Origin of the sequence: Citrobacter europaeus (assembly GCA_020099315.1) — a bacterium.
Lineage (GTDB): Bacteria > Pseudomonadota > Gammaproteobacteria > Enterobacterales > Enterobacteriaceae > Citrobacter > Citrobacter europaeus.
Genome location: CP083650.1, coordinates 4,632,995 through 4,650,156, shown reverse-complemented (window position 1 = coordinate 4,650,156; position 17,162 = coordinate 4,632,995). Strand labels below are relative to the sequence as shown.

The following is a 17,162-nucleotide window of genomic DNA, read 5'->3' as shown; positions in this document are numbered from 1 at the left end:
GGGGGCTTCGGATTGTTCCGGTCTCACTTCACGTATTCAATCTCGTTCACGTACCAGCTGGCTTCACCGCCGGGAGTGTTTACTATCGCGAGATCGCCGACCTCTTTTTTCAGCAGCGCCCGCGCCATCGGCGAGTCGATAGAGATGTAATCTTTACGACCGAATATCTCATCGTAGCCGACAATGCGGAATTTGCGGATGTCGCCATCGTCATTTTCGATCTCAACCCATGCGCCAAAGAAGACTTTGCCCTCCTGCTGGGGGGAGTAATCGACGATTTTCAGATTCTCCATGCACTTGGTCAAATAACGGACGCGGCGGTCGATCTCACGCAGGCGCTTTTTATTATACTGGTAGTCGGCATTTTCGCTGCGGTCACCCAGACTTGCGGCCCAGGTAACTTTTTTGGTGACTTCCGGGCGCTCTTCACGCCAGAGATAATTCAGCTCTTGTTTAAGTTTTTCATACCCTTCACGGGTTATCAGGGGCGTTTTCATCTTATTGTTTTACCTTCGACTCTGTGATGATGCGCACAATTGGTATTACGTGAGCATATCAACAGAATAAATAATGTATTGCGAGAAACATTGTATACTTAAGCTGCTGTTTAATATGCTTTGTAACAATTTAGCCTGGAATTCATACCAGAATTCGCTGGTGACTCACGTTAGCTTTCTTAAGAATATACACTTAATTGTTGCGAACCTTTGGGAGTAATAACAATGCAAGAGAACTATAAGATTCTGGTGGTCGATGACGACATGCGCTTGCGTGCGCTTCTGGAGCGTTATCTGACCGAGCAGGGCTTCCAGGTTCGAAGCGTCGCAAACGCTGAGCAGATGGATCGTCTGCTGACCCGTGAGTCCTTCCACCTGATGGTGCTGGATCTAATGCTGCCGGGAGAAGATGGTCTGTCTATTTGCCGTCGCCTGCGCAGCCAGAGCAACCCGATGCCGATCATTATGGTCACCGCGAAGGGTGAAGAAGTTGACCGTATCGTAGGGCTGGAAATCGGCGCTGACGATTACATCCCGAAACCGTTTAACCCGCGTGAACTGCTGGCGCGTATTCGCGCTGTACTGCGTCGTCAGGCGAACGAACTGCCGGGCGCGCCTTCTCAGGAAGAAGCGGTCATTGCGTTTGGTAAGTTCAAACTGAACCTCGGTACGCGTGAAATGTTCCGCGAAGATGAGCCAATGCCGCTCACCAGCGGGGAATTCGCGGTACTGAAAGCGCTGGTAAGTCACCCGCGTGAACCGTTGTCCCGCGACAAGCTGATGAACCTGGCCCGTGGCCGTGAATACTCGGCGATGGAGCGTTCTATCGACGTCCAAATCTCCCGTCTGCGTCGTATGGTGGAAGAAGATCCGGCGCATCCGCGCTACATTCAGACCGTATGGGGTCTGGGCTACGTCTTTGTTCCGGACGGTTCTAAAGCATGAGGCGAATGCGCTTCTCGCCACGAAGTTCGTTTGCCCGCACGTTATTGCTCATCGTCACCTTGCTGTTTGCCAGCCTGGTGACGACTTACCTGGTAGTGCTGAACTTCGCGATTCTGCCGAGCCTCCAGCAGTTTAATAAGGTCCTGGCCTACGAAGTTCGTATGCTGATGACCGATAAACTGCAGCTGGAGGACGGTACGCAACTGGTGGTGCCGCCCGCATTCCGCCGGGAAATTTACCGTGAGCTGGGTATTTCCCTCTATTCCAACGAGGCCGCTGAAGAGGCCGGACTGCGTTGGGCGCAACACTATGAATTCTTAAGTCATCAGATGGCGCAGCAACTGGGTGGCCCAACGGAAGTCCGCGTTGAGGTGAACAAAAGCTCGCCGGTCGTCTGGCTGAAAACCTGGCTGTCGCCCAATATCTGGGTACGCGTACCGCTGACCGAAATCCACCAGGGCGATTTCTCACCGCTGTTCCGCTATACGCTGGCGATTATGCTGCTGGCTATCGGTGGGGCATGGCTGTTTATTCGTATCCAGAACCGACCGTTGGTGGATCTGGAGCATGCGGCGCTGCAGGTGGGGAAAGGCATCATTCCGCCGCCGTTGCGTGAGTATGGCGCTTCAGAGGTGCGCTCCGTAACCCGAGCCTTTAACCATATGGCCGCAGGTGTGAAGCAACTGGCCGATGACCGTACGCTGTTAATGGCGGGTGTGAGCCACGATTTACGTACTCCGCTGACGCGTATTCGTCTGGCGACCGAAATGATGGGCGAAGAGGACGGTTATCTCGCGGAATCCATCAATAAGGACATCGAAGAGTGTAACGCCATTATCGAGCAGTTCATCGACTACCTGCGTACCGGTCAGGAGATGCCGATGGAGATGGCGGATCTGAATTCGGTGTTAGGCGAAGTGGTCGCGGCGGAAAGCGGCTATGAACGTGAAATCGAAACTGCGCTGCTGCCTGGCAGCATTCAGGTGAAGATGCACCCGCTGTCGATCAAGCGTGCGGTTGCCAATATGGTGGTTAACGCCGCCCGCTACGGCAACGGCTGGATTAAAGTCAGCAGCGGTACGGAGACGCATCGCGCCTGGTTCCAGGTAGAGGATGATGGTCCGGGCATCAAGCCTGAGCAGCGTAAGCATCTGTTCCAGCCGTTTGTCCGCGGCGACAGCGCGCGTAGTACCAGCGGCACAGGGCTGGGTCTGGCGATTGTGCAGCGTATTATCGATAACCATAACGGTATGCTGGAAATTGGTACCAGCGAGCGAGGAGGGTTGTCGATTCGCGCCTGGCTTCCGGTGCCCTTCACTCGCGCGCCGGGCAACACGAAAGACGCATAACAAAGGGAGGCGAAATGCCTCCCTTTTTGTTGCTGTAGGCCGGATAAGGCGAAACCGCCATCCGGCACTTTTCGTTACAGCTTCGGTCCGGCGCTAACCAGCGCTTCACCCGCAGGGGTGTCGGTGTATTTCTCGAAGTTCTCGATAAACAGTTTCGCCAGTGCATTGGCTTTTTCCTGCCACTGCTCCGGAGACGCGTAGGTATTACGCGGATCGAGAATGCGAGTGTCTACGCCCGGCAGCTCGGTAGGGATAGCGAGGTCAAACATCGGCAGACGGAACGTTTCCGCGTCATCCAGCGAACCGTTCAGGATGGCGTCGATGATCGCGCGGGTATCTTTGATAGAGATACGCTTGCCGGTACCGTTCCAGCCAGTGTTAACCAGATATGCCTGCGCACCTGCCGCCTGCATGCGTTTCACCAGCACTTCTGCGTACTGCGTTGGGTGCAGCGACAGGAATGCTGCGCCGAAGCAGGCAGAGAAGGTTGGGGTTGGTTCGGTGACGCCACGTTCGGTACCGGCCAGTTTGGCGGTGAAGCCAGACAGGAAGTGGTACTGGGTTTGGTCTGCCGTCAGGCGAGAAACCGGCGGCAGCACGCCAAACGCGTCGGCGGTCAGGAAGATAACTTTGGTCGCGTGGCCCGCTTTCGACACCGGCTTAACGATGTTTTCGATGTGATAAATCGGGTAGGACACACGGGTGTTTTCAGTTTTGGAACCGTCATCGAAATCGATGGAACCATCTTCGCGCACGGTGACGTTTTCCAGCAGCGCATCACGACGGATCGCGTTGTAGATTTCCGGCTCGGCGTCTTTAGACAGTTTGATGGTCTTCGCGTAGCAACCACCCTCGAAGTTAAACACGCCGTCGTCATCCCAGCCGTGTTCGTCATCGCCAATCAGGCGGCGTTTCGGGTCAGTGGACAGCGTGGTTTTACCGGTGCCGGACAGGCCAAAGAAGACCGCCACATCACCTTTTTCCCCGACGTTTGCCGAGCAGTGCATGGAGGCAATGCCCTTCAGCGGCAGCAGGTAGTTCATTACGGAGAACATACCTTTCTTCATTTCGCCGCCGTACCAGGTTCCGCCAATCAGTTGGATACGCTCAGTCAGGTTGAAAGCTACGAAGTTTTCGGAGTTCAGACCCTGCTCTTTCCACTGTGGGTTGGTACATTTAGCGCCGTTCATCACGATGAAATCAGGTTTGAAATCAACCAGCTCTTCCTCGCTTGGGCGGATGAACATGTTTTTGACAAAATGCGCCTGCCAGGCAACTTCGGTAATGAAGCGTACGGAAAGGCGGGTATCGGCGTTAGCGCCGCAGAAAGCATCAATGATAAACAGACGCTTGCCTGAAAGCTGCTGGGTGACTAATCCTTTCAGATGCTGCCAGGTTTCCTGGGAGAGCGGTTTGTTGTCGTTCTTACCTTTACCTTTGTCTGACCACCAGAGCGTGTCGCGCGTGGTGTCGTCACGGACAATGTACTTATCCTTTGGCGAACGTCCGGTAAAGATACCGGTATCAACTGCAACGGCGCCCAGGTTCGTTAACACGCCACGCTCATAACCTTGCAGGGAAGGATCAAGTTCCTCCTGGAAAAGTGTGTCGTAGTCTGGATTGTAAACGATATCCTGAACGTCATTGATACCATAAGCCTTGAGATCTTGCGGGGTTAAACTGGTGTTCACACGCATTTCACTGCTCCTTAGCCAATATGTATTACCTGGAATAGTAAGGTTTTTTAGGGATTGCTAACCGCGACAAGGCTCATAGATTTACGCATCCGGGAAAATCACGGGTAACCGAATGCGCTGCGACTCCTGTCACAAAGAGGCGGATATTATGGCAGGAAACCCTTTTTTGTTGTGGAAAATGTTCTTAAAACGTTAATAGAGAGTGTTTTTGGCGGGAATCTTGTGAGTGTAATCGCATTCACGTAAGAAAATAACGTAACTCATACATAAACAATATCGATTCACTTCCCGTGGCGGTGGTCTGAATTCGGTCCATCAATGCTCAAAATTGTGAAGTTGATGCGATTATGAGGCTTTCTCGTGATGCTGGATGACGACATGCATAGTGTTGAACGTTCACGAATCACTTACTGGAGCATGAGATCTATTGGTCTGCGGCAGACGGGGGCGAATGAGCAACTGGATTCAGCGTTCAGAGCGTGGCGTATATTGTCATTCACGGCGCACGGATAAAGATGCAGTATTACGCAGAGTAAGCGGAATTTAGCCCGGTAGAGCAAACTACCGGGCTCGTGATTTAATGTACCTGCGGGTCTGCCGGGGATGCATTGCTGCGGATCTCAGCAATGTCCATGGCGTTAAACAGATAGTGGCTACCGCAATAATCGCAGTGCATATCGATCTCGCCTTCTTCCGCCAGAATGCTGTCCACTTCTTCGTCCGGCAGCGTTTTCAGTGCACCAGCGCAGCGTTCGCGTGAACAGGTGCATTTGAACTCAACGTCCTGCGGATCATAGAGGGTGACCTCTTCTTCGTGGTACAAGCGCCACAACACTTCGTTGGCCGGCAGCGTCAACAGCTCTTCGGTTTTAATGGTTTCGGTCAGGGCGGTCAGGTGATCGAAATCATCTGCCTGCGCGTTTTGCGCCGGCATTACCTGCAGCAGCATTCCGCCAGCAGCAGGTTTGCCATCGACGTCGCCAGTACGGATAAACAGGCGTGTCGGCAGCTGTTCAGAACGCATGAAGTAATCTTCCAGACAGGCGGCCAGCGTGTCACCTTCCAGACCGACCACGCCCTGATAGCGTTCGCCTTCTTCCGGGGTAATGGTGATCACCAGGTAACCGTTGCCTACCAGCGTTTTCAGATCCGCGCCTTCAGGAATATCACCCTGCATGCGGGCCACGCCGCGCATCTGCTGATTGTTGTTGCCGTTAATGACGGCCAGGCTCAGCGGACCATCACCCTGCAGCTGCACGGTGATATCACCGGCAAACTTCAGCGTGGCGGTGAGCAGGCTGGTGGCGACCAGCAGTTCAGCCAGCACGTTTTTGACCGGCTGCGGGTAAGTATGATTTTCGAGGATCTGTTGCAGAGTTTCCGAAACGGTCACCAGCTCGCCGCGCACGGCAAAGTTTTCAAACAGATAACGATGTAATTGGTCATGTTGCGGCATAATCATCTCTCTTGCAGGTGACAGTCACTCACTGTCGCCATGTTTAAATCGTAACAGGTCGCGGCGCTCTTTCTTGTCCGGTCGCCTGTCCGGGTGCGGCATGGTTAACGCGTTAAGTTTACGCGCCAGCGCCACTTTTTCGCGTTTTTCCACGCTTTCCGCGGTTTCTTCATACAGCGTAACGGCTTCCGTGGCCGGGCGACGCTGCTCGGTAATAGCCTTGATAATGACCGTTCGTTCGTCATTTCCCTGGCGCAGGGTGAGGGTGGCGTTCAGCTCGACAATCTTGCTCGGCTTGCTGCGCTGGCCGTTGTAATGCACCTTACCGCCTTCAACCATTTCGCGGGCTAGCGCACGCGTTTTGTAAAAGCGTGCCGCCCACAGCCATTTATCCAGCCTGACTTCAGTAGAGGGCTTTTCTTTCATGGCGTCTCCTTCACATCAGTGAGGGGATCAGTCGGCGGTAGTCATTCAATGACGGATGGCGTGCGTACTGTTTTTCCGCAATGCCAGAGTCGGGATTGGTTACGCCGAGGCAGTAACGAATACCATACAGGGCAGCGGCGTCGAGAATGGGTTCGCTGTCGTCAATAAATAGCGTCTTCTCTGCACTCATTCCCGTTTCTTCAGCCACAGCGTGCCATAACCGCTGATCCTCTTTGGGATAACCAAATGTGTGGGTGGAAAGTAATAAATCAAGGTGTGAGGCCAGACCGGTATGCTCAAGCTTCACCGCCAGATTATGCGGATGCGCGTTGGTGAGCAAAATACGGCGCTTGCCGCTGGCTTTTAAGGCATCAAGAAACGGTACGGTATCTTCACGCAAAACGGCGCGCGGTCCCTGTTCCGTAGTCATGGCGCAAATATCCAGATCCAGGCACTCGCTCCAGTAATCCAGGCAGTACCAGTTTAGCGTATGCTGCACGGCATGATACTGCTGACGAATATAGTCCTGGGCTTCCTGGGGAGAGATACCCTGCTTCGCGCCATAGGTTTCCGGCACCAGCTTTTGCCAGAAATAGTTATCGAATGCCAGGTCGAGCAGCGTGCCGTCCATATCTAACAACACGGTGTCGACATCCTGCCAGGCAATATTGATATGCATGGAAACTCCCCAGAAGAAAACATGATGCGCGACAGAGTAGCATATCCTGTCGCGCGAGCGTGTTATCGAATCAGGCTTTCCGGGTCGTCAATCAGCGTTGGATTCAGGCAGCTTTCGTAGTAGCTCTGAATTTCCGCGATGCGGGTGCGGTTACGCTGATAGCGTCTGAATGCCTGTATGCTGTTGTAGACAGCGCATCCGAGCATGGAGAACATCAGCAGCGTCGTGCCAAGGTAGCGCCATAATCCTGAACGATCCGGGATACGGTGCAGACCAATGTGCTGGGTGCCATTGGCGTCAGTCGAAATATTGGTGACGATCCCCTCCGCGCGAAACGGCGTCTGCATCAGCATCTGCGCCAGGCGCTGAAAGGCGTTCCACTGTTCCTGGGGAGGATAGTCATATAACGAGGTCGTCGGCCACGGCTGATCGACCAGATCGCTGCCTTCGTCGCTGATAATCAGGAAACCGCCGGGAGCAGGGCTATTCAGCGCCTGGGCCGCTCGCGCAGTCTCGCGTGAAATAAACGGCGCCGTAGAGGTATTCACCAAATTATCCAGCGACTCCGCGCTTACCGGACGCAGCAGCACGTTCACTCCATCCAGTTTGCCTGCGTTTGCTCGTTTCACCAGCGCGGTCCAGTCTTTACTGTTACCAAGGTTTACCAGCGCATTTTTTAAACGTACACATTCATCTTTGGCTGCGCACAGATCGGCCGTTTTCAGGACAATCTCGCCAAAATCGTCAAGTAACACCATGCCGGACTTTTGGATGGCCGAGCGTAACGATGCGCTGACGCGAGAGTCATCATCAGCTTTGGGATGCAGCTGGCGGTTCACGGCCTGCGTGAGCGCGGTAGCTTTATTTACCAGATCGGACTCAGGTAGCGGCAATGCGCGCGCGTCATTCCAGATAATTTGCGTGCAATCGAAAGGCATAAACGGCGTGGCAGGCTGCGCATTCCAGCTCCCCTGGGTATGAATGTTACACATACCCGTACCGCTCAGGTGCAGCGTGTCACCCACGCGAACGCCCGCGTTTTCGAGCTGTTTTACGCTGGTGGCTTCGATAGTTTGCGCGCCCTTCATCCAGGAAAGCGTTAGCTTTATCGGCATATCCAGAGGGATCCAAAACAGCAGCATCAGCAGTACCAGCAATGAGCCGCCCGCGATGACGGCGTTGCGCAGCCAGTGCTGTAACGGGAAGTTTTTCACTTCATCATGCAGGGATAAAAAACGCCCCTGGCGGACAACATGGCGATCGAGATAAATATCGATATCCGTTTGCTGGCCAAGATCCTGTGCGATGTAAGGCTGCCAGTGAGGGGGATAAATAAGATCAATAATGCCTAGCGAGATATTATTGATTTGCTCCTGATCGTTTTCGCCAAACAGTCCCCAGCGACGCGGCGTACCGCGCAGACAATGAATTTCCCGCAGGGCGGTTTTAGACGGCGGGGCGAACAGTCCCCACAGACCTGCCGCCAGTAGCAGCACCGCGCCACCAACGGCCCACGGAGCAAACGTATCCGGAATGATTAAGCAGAAAAAGAACAGCAGGAATGATGCGGCAATCAGCAGCGCTTCGCGCAATCCCGACGGGCGGCTGAGTGCGTATTCTTCATGGGTTTCCTGGCGAATATTCAGCAGTTCGATCTGCTCGCTTTCTTCACCGCGAATGGACGCCTGGGTAGAGGCGGTATGCTGTAGCGCATAGCCACGCGCTTCCTGCATATATTCCTGCAGCGTGTGGCCGTTCAGAGAGATAACCAGTGGTATCGTATTGGTGTGGATTAACTCAACGCTGTTTTCGTCATTGATGTATTGTTCCCAGAAAGGGGGAAGATGCACTTCAACGGAATCGAGATAGTAACGCCATTTGTTAGGATCGTCGGTAGTAATGCCGTAACGTGTAATCGCGTGCGTCAGTACGATGACGCTATTACTTTGGGCATTCAGCGTTAACGATACCGGCGCGGAGCTGGCGCCCGTTGGACTCGGCACCTGCTGAATTTGACTAAGGCTTTCGAGATAGTTTTCAACTGCACTGCGCTCTTCAGGCGTGAGTTTACGCTTTGAGGCGTCTGAGAAGACGTTGCTCAAGGGTAAATTTTTCCGTCTGGATTTCGTTCTGAGTAGCCATCCTGCAAGCAATGAGCAGGCCAGCAAAGCAGCTAAAAAAATCAGAATGGTGCTCATGCTTTCCCCATCTTACTTAGTCTGTCAGGCGTGGCCAGTCGCACCCTGTTCAATATTCGTGATTCTGTGGTTGGCTATCGGCAAGTGTGGAGTCGAACTTGAGCATCTTTAAGTACAGCCCAGTAAATGCGAATCATAGCAAAATCACCAAAAATGGAATATCAGCAAATTCCTGGAGTTATTTCAACCTATTGACTTTTAATTTGAAATAGGGATTAACTTTTAGTACGTTACATAAATGTAAATAAACGGCAATTCACATTGCCGAAACCGTGCGGTATATCGCACAATAACCCCAGATTTCACAGCAAAGATCCTCACAATGAGCAAATCATTACAGAAACCCACGATTTTGAAAGTGGAAACCGTCGCCCAATCCCGGCTGTTTAAAGTCGAAAGCGTGGACCTTGAGTTCAGCAATGGCGTGCGCCGCGTTTATGAACGTATGCGTCCGTCCACGCGTGAAGCGGTAATGATTGTGCCGATTGTGGACGACCACCTGATCCTCATCCGCGAATACGCGGTTGGGACCGAATCTTACGAACTGGGTTTTTCCAAGGGATTAATCGATCCTGGCGAAAGCGTGTTTGAGGCGGCGAATCGGGAGTTAAAAGAAGAAGTGGGGTTTGGCGCAAAGGATCTGACTTTTTTAAAGAAACTCAGCATGGCGCCATCTTATTTCTCCAGCAAGATGAACATCGTGGTGGCAGAGGACTTATATCCTGAATCGCTGGAGGGTGATGAACCTGAGCCATTACCGCAGGTACGCTGGCCGCTGGCGCATCTGATGGACCTGCTGGAAGATCCTGATTTTCACGAAGCGCGTAATGTCAGTGCGCTGTTCCTCGTACGCGAATGGCTGAAAGGGCAGGGACGATTGTAGTTTATGTTGCCGGATGGCGGCTGACGCCTTATCCGGCCTACAACATCCAGCAATATCAAATGATTACGCCGAAAATGTAGGCCGGATAAGCGAAGCGCCATCCGGCAATCGATCAGAACAGTTCGTGCGTCTCACCATTATCGATAATGGTGGTCCCCACCTCATGCACCGCCTGTTGCGTCGGCTGTGTGCCTTCAATGAAGTACTCTGCGCGGCTGTTGCCGCCGTTTGCCAGTTGACCGGTGCTGCGATCGATGTTGACCGTCACGATACCCGGCGGCGGCGTCAGCGGCTGCTCAGGCACGCCTTCCAGCACGGACTTCATGTAGGCATCCCATGCAGGCTGCGCACTCTTCGCGCCGCCTTCGTAGCCGGAGATTTGGTCTTTGATCGCCCCGGAAGCAGTCGTGTGGCCAAGGTTGCGACGATGGTCATCAAAGCCGATCCATACTGACGTCACCACCCCTGGCCCGTAGCCGGAGAACCACGCATCTTTAGAGCTGTTGGTGGTCCCGGTTTTCCCGCCGATATCGTGACGTTGTAAATCACGACCTGCGCGCCAACCGGTTCCCATCCAGCCTGGCTCACCAAAGATATTGGTGTTCAGTGCGCTTTTAATCAGGAAGGCCAGCGGCGTGTTGATCACGTGTGGGGCGTACTCCTGCGTTCCACTTTGTGCGACCAGTGCCTGGTTGGCCTGCTCAAGCTGCGGCATTGGCACGGCGGCATTTTGCTGTTCCTGCGAGACGGCGACATCTTCTACGTTACTGTTTTCCAGTACGTTAGATTTCTGGGTATCGCCGTAAATCACCGGAATATCGCATTCCGGACAGGCAATTTTCGGCTTCGCTTCGAAGATAACGCCGCCCATATCGCTTTCGATCTTACTGATGAAATACGGGTCGACCAGGAAACCGCCGTTAGACATCACCGCGTAACCGCGCGCCACCTGCAACGGCGTGAACGAGGCCGAACCCAGCGCCAGCGACTCGGTGTGCACAATGTTCTGTGCCGGGAAACCAAAACGTTGTAGATACTCTGCCGCGTAATCCACGCCCATGGCGCGCATGGCGCGTACCATCACCACGTTTTTCGACTGGCCCAGCCCCTGACGTAAGCGAATAGGACCAGCATACTGCGGCGGTGAGTTCTTCGGCTGCCAGTCGGAACCGGCACCGGCATCCCAGCGGGAGATCGGTACGTCGTTGAGCATACTCGCCAGCGTCAGACCTTTATCCATCGCAGCGGTATACAGGAAGGGTTTGATGTTGGAACCCACCTGGCGTAGCGCCTGGGTTGCACGGTTAAACTTGCTCTGGTTGAAGTCAAAACCACCGACCAGCGCCAGCACCGCGCCGTTTTGCGGATTGATGGACACCAGTGCGGAGTTGACGTCCGGCACTTGCGCCAGCCACCAGGCATCGCCAACCTGGCGTACCCAGATTTGCTGGCCGGTCTGTACTACGTCGGTCACTTTACGCGGCGTTGGGCCTTGTTGGGTATCCGAGCGGTAAGGACGCGCCCAGCGCATACCATCCATTCGTAATGACACGGAGGTACCATCCGCCAGCGTGGCAATGGCTTCCTGCGGATTAGCGCTGGTAACAACCGCCGGAAGCAAGGGGCCATAAGTCGGCAGTGCTTTCAGCGTATCGGTGATTTTCTTGCTGTCCCAACTGCTTTCGCCCACTTTCCACAGCACATTCGACGGGCCGCGGTAGCCGTGGCGCATGTCGTAATCCATCACGTTGTTACGTACCGCCTGCTGGGCAGCTTGCTGTACTTTGCGCGTAATGGTGGTGGTGATGCGATACCCGTCTTCATAGGCTTTCTCGCCATAACGGTTATACATCTCCTGGCGCACCATTTCAGACAGATACGGCGCGGAGAAGGCGATTTCCGGCGCGTGGTAGTTGGCGTCAATGGCCTCGCCGCGTGCCTGATCGTACTGGGCCTGCGTGATGTAGTTTTCGCTCAGCATACGCGACAGCACGACGTTACGTCGCGCGGTTGCCCGGTCCATCGAATAGAGGGGGTTGAAGGTTGACGGCGCTTTTGGCAGACCGGCAATCACCGCAATTTCACTTAAGCTCAGCTGATCTACGGTCTTACCGAAATAGACCTGAGCGGCAGCACCCACGCCATAGGCGCGATACCCCAGATAGATCTTGTTCAGATACAGTTCGAGGATCTCATCTTTACTCAGCAGTTGTTCAATGCGGATCGCCAGGAACACTTCCTTGATCTTACGCATCAGCGTACGTTCCGGGCTGAGGAAGAAGTTTCTCGCCAACTGTTGGGTAATGGTACTCGCCCCTTGCGATGCGTGGCCGGAAAACAACGCGACGCTGGCTGCACGGAAGATCCCCACCGGGTCTACCCCATGGTGCTCATAAAAGCGACTGTCTTCTGTGGCGATAAAGGCTTTAACCATCACCGGCGGCATTTGATCCAGCGTAACCGGAATTCGACGTTTCTCGCCATATTGCGCGATCAGCTCGCCGTCAGCGCTGTAAACCTGCATCGGGATCTGTAAACGCACATCTTTGAGCGTCGCGACGTCAGGTAATTGCGGCTCAATATAGCGATAGAGGCCATAAATCGAGCCTGCTCCCAGCAGGATGCAACATACTGCAAGGATTAATAAATACTTTACGAACTTCACTGGAGATTTCCCATTTAGTGGCATTTGGGCAGTTTATAAACAAACGCGCGGTAGTATAAAGGCAAGCCAGACGCATTGATATACCCGTTAAAGCAACGGGTGATAAGGAGATCATCAGCAATGGCTTTCAATATCTGGAAAATTGGTTTGCATATTCAGCAACATGAAGCGCTGGCTGTCGCCGCTGTTCACGACGCATCCGGTTGGTTTCTCCAGCGCTGGTGGCGTATACCGCTGACGTCCCAGGTTATCGTCGATGGCCACATTCGCGAGCCTGAACAGCTTGTCGCAGCGCTACTGCCGTGGAGCCGGGAGCTTCCTCGCCGACACCATATTCATCTCTCCTTTCCCGCCAACAGGACGTTACAAAAAAAGTACCCTCGTCCGGAAATGACGTTGCGTGAGCCGGAGCAAACCGCCTGGTTGTCCGGCTCGATGGCGCGAGAGCTGGATATGGCGCCGGATGCGCTGCATTTTGATTATAGCGAAGACACGTTGAGCCCGGCGTTTAACGTCACGGCTGCGCAAAGCAAAGAGATTTCAGCGCTTCTGACGCTTATCCAAACGTTGAAGGTACACGTTACGGCGATTACGCCGGATGCCAGCGCATTACAGCGATTTATGCCCTACCTGCCCGAACATCATCAGTGTCTGGCATGGCGTGATGACGCCCAGTGGCTATGGGCGACCCGTTCGGCATGGGGACGTAAATCAACAGGCGATATTGACAGTGTCGACGAGCTTGCCGCGACATTGTCGCTTCCCACGACAGCCATTGCGCTATGCGGTCCCGGCGGCTTCGATCCATTAAGCGTGGTGTCTGTACGCCAGCCGCCAATTCCAACGCCAGGCCATCGCTTCGCCATTGCTCTGGGACTCGCTATGGGAGGCGCGTGCTAATGATAGCGACTATCAACCTTCTGCCCTGGCGCCAAACGCGACGCCGCGCCTGCCTGCGCTTCTGGTGTGTTTTATTTAGCGCTTCAATCCTGCTCAGTATCGGCGTGTTATTGCGCGGTTACAGCGTGATGAACGTCGAAAACCGGGCTGAATTACTGCTGGCAGACGCCGAAAAGAGGCGGGCCGAGGCCTTAATGGCGCTAAAGCCGCATATGCAGCAGCGCCAGCAACGATGGCTACAGGTTCAGGCGCGGAACAAACAGCGTGAGCAGACCCGAAACTGGCAGCAGGTTTTGCAAGGACTGGCGGAATTACTGCCGGAGCAGGCGTGGCTAACAAGAATCACCTGGCAGCAGGAGACGCTGGAACTGACGGGAAACACGCTGAACTTTGCCGCGCTGAGGGCGCTGGAAGCGCAATTACGTCAGCAACCGCTGTTTACATTGGGCAGTCCTGGTGAAACGCTGCAGGATGCGCAGGGACGCTGGCAATTCCACTATCGACTGACGCGGAGCGGTGCGCATGATAACGCTCTGTGATAGCTGGTTAGCGCAGTCGCCACGTTTTCGAGTTTTCTGCTGGTGCGCCTGGATGTTGGGACTGCTCATCGCCGTCTTGCTATGCCTCAACTCCCCCTGGCAGAAACGGATTATGCAGCAAGAGGCGCTAAGCCAGCAACGCGCGGCCATTCAGGCGCAATGGCGAAATTTATATCTGTTGGCGGCATCGCCAGGAGAGCCTGAAGAGACGTTGATTCCGTTTTCCCCGCTGCGGTTTCAGACTCCTCTGGCACGTCTTCTCCACTGGCAGCCCTCTGCACAGGGCGGAGAGATGACGCTGAAGCCCGCCTGGGATGCCATCCCGCCGATGTTTGCCCTACTGGCGGATCAGGGGATGAACGTCAGCCGGTTTTCGCTTAGCGCTGAAGGTTCGGATCTGCTGCTAACGCTACAACTGGAGCGCCTGAATGACGGTTGAACGTTGGCTGTTGGTATGCGTAAGCGTACTGATGCTCACTGGTATGCGTAATCCCTTTCTGCCGCCGGAGGACCGTTGCCAAATTGCTGAACTGCCGACATGGCGTTTTCAGGGCATGGTGAGCCAGGGCGCACGACCTATCGGCATTGTTCAGGATAGCCAGAAAAAATGGCGACGGATTGAGCGAAATGACCTCCTGAAAAACGGTTGGACGATTACACAGATAACGGCCCTGAGCGTAACGCTCGACACAGGGAAAAACTGCGAGCCGCCGCGGTGGCAGTGGCAACGACAAGGAGCGGTAAATGAAGCGATGGATAGCGTGGATACTCTTCGCGCTGGCGGTTGGAATAACGAGCGCGCTGGCGGGAAAACCACAAAACGTGACGCTGGTGGTCGATGATGTACCGGTTGTACAGGTATTGCAGGCGCTGGCTGAACAGGAGCAGAAGAACCTGGTCGTTTCACCGGATGTCAGCGGCGTGCTGTCGCTGCATTTGACGGATGTCCCCTGGAAACAGGCATTGCAAACGGTGGTGAAAAGCGCCGGGCTGGTATTACGACAGGAGGGCAATATTCTGCATGTGCATTCTGTCCAATGGCAGAGTGAAAATGCGGCCCGCCAGGACAATGAACAGGCACGGATTCAGGCCAGTTTGCCACTGGAGCAGCGCAGCATTATTTTGCAATATGCCGATGCCACAGAGCTGGCCAAAGCCGGAGAAAAGCTGCTTAGCGCCAAAGGAAGCATGACGGTGGATAAACGAACCAACCGCTTACTGCTGCGTGACAATAGCGTTGCGCTTAATGCACTGGAAAAATGGGTGGCGCAAATGGATTTGCCGGTTGCCCAGGTCGAACTGGCGGCGCATATCGTCACGATTAATGAAAAAAGTTTGCGTGAGCTGGGGGTTAAGTGGTCGCTGGCTGACGCACAGCAACCGGGGGCGGTAGGGAACGTCACAACGCTTGCCAGCGATCTCTCTGTATCCGCCGCCACATCACGTGTGGGATTTAACATTGGCCGTATTAACGGCCGTTTACTTGAGCTGGAGCTGTCTGCGCTGGAGCAAAAACAGCAACTGGATATCATTGCCAGCCCTCGCTTACTGGCTTCTCACCTGCAACCTGCCAGTATTAAGCAGGGTAGCGAGATCCCTTATCAGGTCTCCAGCGGTGAAAGCGGCGCGACATCCGTCGAGTTTAAGGAAGCGGTACTGGGGATGGAGGTAACGCCCACCGTATTGCAGAAAGGGCGCATCAGACTGAAACTGCATATCAGCCAGAATGTTCCCGGGCAGGTGCTGCAGCAGGCGGATGGCGAGGTTCTGGCTATTGATAAGCAGGAGATTGAAACCCAGGTCGAGGTAAAAAGCGGCGAGACGATTGCGCTGGGCGGCATTTTTTCACATAAAAATAAATCCGCAGCCGACAGCGTGCCGTTGTTAGGCGACATTCCCTGGCTTGGCACTTTCTTTCGCCATGATGGTAAAGAAGACGAACGGCGCGAATTAGTGGTTTTTATTACGCCCAGACTGGTTTCAGCGCAATAACTTATGCATGAAAAGCCGTTGTTTTTGCACTGAACACGTTTCAGGGATTTGACGTGCGGGTGTATTTAGCATACAAGGAGTACCGATTTGAGCGTCGGTGCTTTTCTTTACTTATGCGGCAGTAAATACGCTTTGCCTTTCTGGTGGTGTGTCATAGGCTTATTTGGTGTCATTTGGCTGCGCGATACGTCGCCAGGTCTGATGTTTGCAGGGTAGCATGCCTGCCACGACCAGAAATGCGTAAGGTTTGGTGATTTATTCAGTTGCCAAACCCGCTTGAGTATTGAGATAATTTTCAGTCTGACTCTCGCAATATCTTATGAGGTTTCAGTTCATGTCCTGCTGCGCTGGGTGTCTGCGAAGCGGGTTTATCATTAACGAATAGTCTTAGTAGTACCGAAAAAATGGCAGAGAAACGCAATATCTTTCTGGTTGGGCCTATGGGTGCCGGAAAAAGCACTATTGGGCGCCAGTTAGCTCAACAACTCAATATGGAATTTTACGATTCTGATCAAGAGATTGAGAAACGAACCGGAGCTGATGTGGGCTGGGTCTTCGATGTAGAAGGTGAAGACGGCTTCCGTGATCGCGAAGAAAAAGTCATCAACGAGTTGACGGAAAAACAGGGTATTGTGCTGGCAACTGGCGGTGGCTCTGTAAAATCACGTGAAACACGTAACCGTCTCTCCGCGCGTGGCGTCGTGGTCTATCTTGAAACGACAATTGAAAAACAACTTGCGCGTACTCAACGCGACAAGAAACGCCCGCTGCTGCAGGTAGAATCACCGCCTCGTGAAGTTCTGGAAGCGTTGGCTGACGAACGCAATCCTCTGTACGAAGAGATTGCTGACGTGACCATTCGCACCGACGATCAGAGCGCAAAAGTCGTAGCAAACCAGATTATTCATATGTTGGAAAGCAACTAATTCTGGCTGA

16 protein-coding genes are annotated in these 17,162 nt (G+C 53.8%); 9 read left to right on the top strand and 7 right to left on the bottom strand.

Annotated elements, in window-relative coordinates; genetic code table 11:
- Positions 1-23: 23 nt before the first annotated feature.
- Positions 24-497, bottom strand: a complete 474-nt coding sequence (gene greB, locus LA337_21850) for a transcription elongation factor GreB (GenBank protein ID UBI15764.1) — start codon at positions 495-497, stop codon at positions 24-26.
- A 225-nt stretch (positions 498-722) separates the two neighbouring features.
- Between greB and ompR the strand changes: the two genes are divergently transcribed.
- The gene (gene ompR, locus LA337_21845; GenBank protein UBI15763.1) at positions 723-1,442 is read left to right on the top strand and encodes a two-component system response regulator OmpR; all 720 of its coding nucleotides are present in this window, start codon (positions 723-725) and stop codon (positions 1,440-1,442) included.
- The gene (gene envZ, locus LA337_21840; GenBank protein UBI15762.1) at positions 1,439-2,791 is read left to right on the top strand and encodes a two-component system sensor histidine kinase EnvZ; all 1,353 of its coding nucleotides are present in this window, start codon (positions 1,439-1,441) and stop codon (positions 2,789-2,791) included. The genes ompR and envZ overlap by 4 nt, the downstream gene beginning before the upstream one ends.
- 74 nt (positions 2,792-2,865) lie before the next feature.
- On the opposite strand, the gene pckA is transcribed toward envZ, so the two are convergent.
- The 5 genes from pckA to igaA form a co-directional block, all read right to left on the bottom strand.
- The gene (pckA, locus tag LA337_21835) at positions 2,866-4,488 is read right to left on the bottom strand and encodes a phosphoenolpyruvate carboxykinase (ATP) (GenBank protein ID UBI15761.1); all 1,623 of its coding nucleotides are present in this window, start codon (positions 4,486-4,488) and stop codon (positions 2,866-2,868) included.
- A gap of 577 nt (positions 4,489-5,065) precedes the next feature.
- Positions 5,066-5,944: an Hsp33 family molecular chaperone HslO gene (gene hslO, locus LA337_21830; protein UBI15760.1), complete on the bottom strand. Its 879-nt coding sequence runs from the start codon at positions 5,942-5,944 to the stop codon at positions 5,066-5,068.
- Between the two features lie 24 nt (positions 5,945-5,968).
- Positions 5,969-6,370: a ribosome-associated heat shock protein Hsp15 gene (gene hslR, locus LA337_21825; protein ID UBI15759.1), complete on the bottom strand. Its 402-nt coding sequence runs from the start codon at positions 6,368-6,370 to the stop codon at positions 5,969-5,971.
- Positions 6,371-6,380: 10 nt separating this feature from the next.
- Complete coding sequence (yrfG, locus tag LA337_21820; protein UBI15758.1) at positions 6,381-7,049, bottom strand: GMP/IMP nucleotidase; 669 nt, start codon at positions 7,047-7,049, stop codon at positions 6,381-6,383.
- Between the two features lie 62 nt (positions 7,050-7,111).
- A complete protein-coding gene (gene igaA / locus LA337_21815; GenBank protein UBI15757.1) occupies positions 7,112-9,247 on the bottom strand; it encodes an intracellular growth attenuator protein IgaA in 2,136 nt (711 codons plus the stop codon).
- Between the two features lie 322 nt (positions 9,248-9,569).
- Between igaA and nudE the strand changes: the two genes are divergently transcribed.
- A complete protein-coding gene (nudE, locus tag LA337_21810; protein UBI15756.1) occupies positions 9,570-10,130 on the top strand; it encodes an ADP compounds hydrolase NudE in 561 nt (186 codons plus the stop codon).
- Between the two features lie 112 nt (positions 10,131-10,242).
- Here nudE and mrcA read toward each other — a convergent pair whose 3' ends face one another.
- Entirely contained in the window at positions 10,243-12,795 is a 2,553-nt protein-coding gene (mrcA, locus tag LA337_21805) for a peptidoglycan glycosyltransferase/peptidoglycan DD-transpeptidase MrcA (GenBank protein ID UBI15755.1), read from the bottom strand.
- Positions 12,796-12,915: 120 nt separating this feature from the next.
- Here mrcA and LA337_21800 point away from each other — a divergent pair, with 120 nt between their 5' ends.
- From LA337_21800 to aroK, 6 genes are all read left to right on the top strand, one after another.
- On the top strand, positions 12,916-13,695 hold the full coding sequence (locus LA337_21800) for a DNA utilization protein HofM (protein ID UBI15754.1): 780 nt from the start codon (positions 12,916-12,918) through the stop codon (positions 13,693-13,695).
- Positions 13,695-14,234, top strand: a complete 540-nt coding sequence (locus tag LA337_21795; GenBank protein ID UBI15753.1) for a PilN domain-containing protein — start codon at positions 13,695-13,697, stop codon at positions 14,232-14,234. The genes LA337_21800 and LA337_21795 overlap by 1 nt, the downstream gene beginning before the upstream one ends.
- The gene (locus LA337_21790; protein UBI15752.1) at positions 14,218-14,673 is read left to right on the top strand and encodes a hypothetical protein; all 456 of its coding nucleotides are present in this window, start codon (positions 14,218-14,220) and stop codon (positions 14,671-14,673) included. The genes LA337_21795 and LA337_21790 overlap by 17 nt, the downstream gene beginning before the upstream one ends.
- The gene (locus LA337_21785; GenBank protein ID UBI15751.1) at positions 14,663-15,076 is read left to right on the top strand and encodes a DUF2531 family protein; all 414 of its coding nucleotides are present in this window, start codon (positions 14,663-14,665) and stop codon (positions 15,074-15,076) included. The genes LA337_21790 and LA337_21785 overlap by 11 nt, the downstream gene beginning before the upstream one ends.
- Positions 14,979-16,226: a DNA uptake porin HofQ gene (gene hofQ / locus LA337_21780; protein ID UBI15750.1), complete on the top strand. Its 1,248-nt coding sequence runs from the start codon at positions 14,979-14,981 to the stop codon at positions 16,224-16,226. Before LA337_21785 ends, hofQ begins: the two co-directional genes overlap by 98 nt.
- 404 nt (positions 16,227-16,630) lie before the next feature.
- Positions 16,631-17,152 (top strand): shikimate kinase AroK, encoded by a 522-nt coding sequence (gene aroK, locus LA337_21775; GenBank protein UBI15749.1) that lies wholly within the window; start codon positions 16,631-16,633, stop codon positions 17,150-17,152.
- The last annotated feature ends 10 nt before the right edge of the window (positions 17,153-17,162 follow it).

What these genes read in the sequence shown, in the direction of transcription:
- greB (UBI15764.1), bottom strand. Translation starts at nt 497, where the DNA reads ATGAAAACGCCCCTGATAACCCGTGAAGGGTATGAAAAACTTAAACAA.
- ompR (UBI15763.1), top strand. Translation starts at nt 723, where the DNA reads ATGCAAGAGAACTATAAGATTCTGGTGGTCGATGACGACATGCGCTTG.
- envZ (UBI15762.1), top strand. Translation starts at nt 1,439, where the DNA reads ATGAGGCGAATGCGCTTCTCGCCACGAAGTTCGTTTGCCCGCACGTTA.
- pckA (UBI15761.1), bottom strand. Translation starts at nt 4,488, where the DNA reads ATGCGTGTGAACACCAGTTTAACCCCGCAAGATCTCAAGGCTTATGGT.
- hslO (UBI15760.1), bottom strand. Translation starts at nt 5,944, where the DNA reads ATGCCGCAACATGACCAATTACATCGTTATCTGTTTGAAAACTTTGCC.
- hslR (UBI15759.1), bottom strand. Translation starts at nt 6,370, where the DNA reads ATGAAAGAAAAGCCCTCTACTGAAGTCAGGCTGGATAAATGGCTGTGG.
- yrfG (UBI15758.1), bottom strand. Translation starts at nt 7,049, where the DNA reads ATGCATATCAATATTGCCTGGCAGGATGTCGACACCGTGTTGTTAGAT.
- igaA (UBI15757.1), bottom strand. Translation starts at nt 9,247, where the DNA reads ATGAGCACCATTCTGATTTTTTTAGCTGCTTTGCTGGCCTGCTCATTG.
- nudE (UBI15756.1), top strand. Translation starts at nt 9,570, where the DNA reads ATGAGCAAATCATTACAGAAACCCACGATTTTGAAAGTGGAAACCGTC.
- LA337_21800 (UBI15754.1), top strand. Translation starts at nt 12,916, where the DNA reads ATGGCTTTCAATATCTGGAAAATTGGTTTGCATATTCAGCAACATGAA.
- LA337_21795 (UBI15753.1), top strand. Translation starts at nt 13,695, where the DNA reads ATGATAGCGACTATCAACCTTCTGCCCTGGCGCCAAACGCGACGCCGC.
- LA337_21790 (UBI15752.1), top strand. Translation starts at nt 14,218, where the DNA reads ATGATAACGCTCTGTGATAGCTGGTTAGCGCAGTCGCCACGTTTTCGA.
- LA337_21785 (UBI15751.1), top strand. Translation starts at nt 14,663, where the DNA reads ATGACGGTTGAACGTTGGCTGTTGGTATGCGTAAGCGTACTGATGCTC.
- hofQ (UBI15750.1), top strand. Translation starts at nt 14,979, where the DNA reads ATGAAGCGATGGATAGCGTGGATACTCTTCGCGCTGGCGGTTGGAATA.
- aroK (UBI15749.1), top strand. Translation starts at nt 16,631, where the DNA reads ATGGCAGAGAAACGCAATATCTTTCTGGTTGGGCCTATGGGTGCCGGA.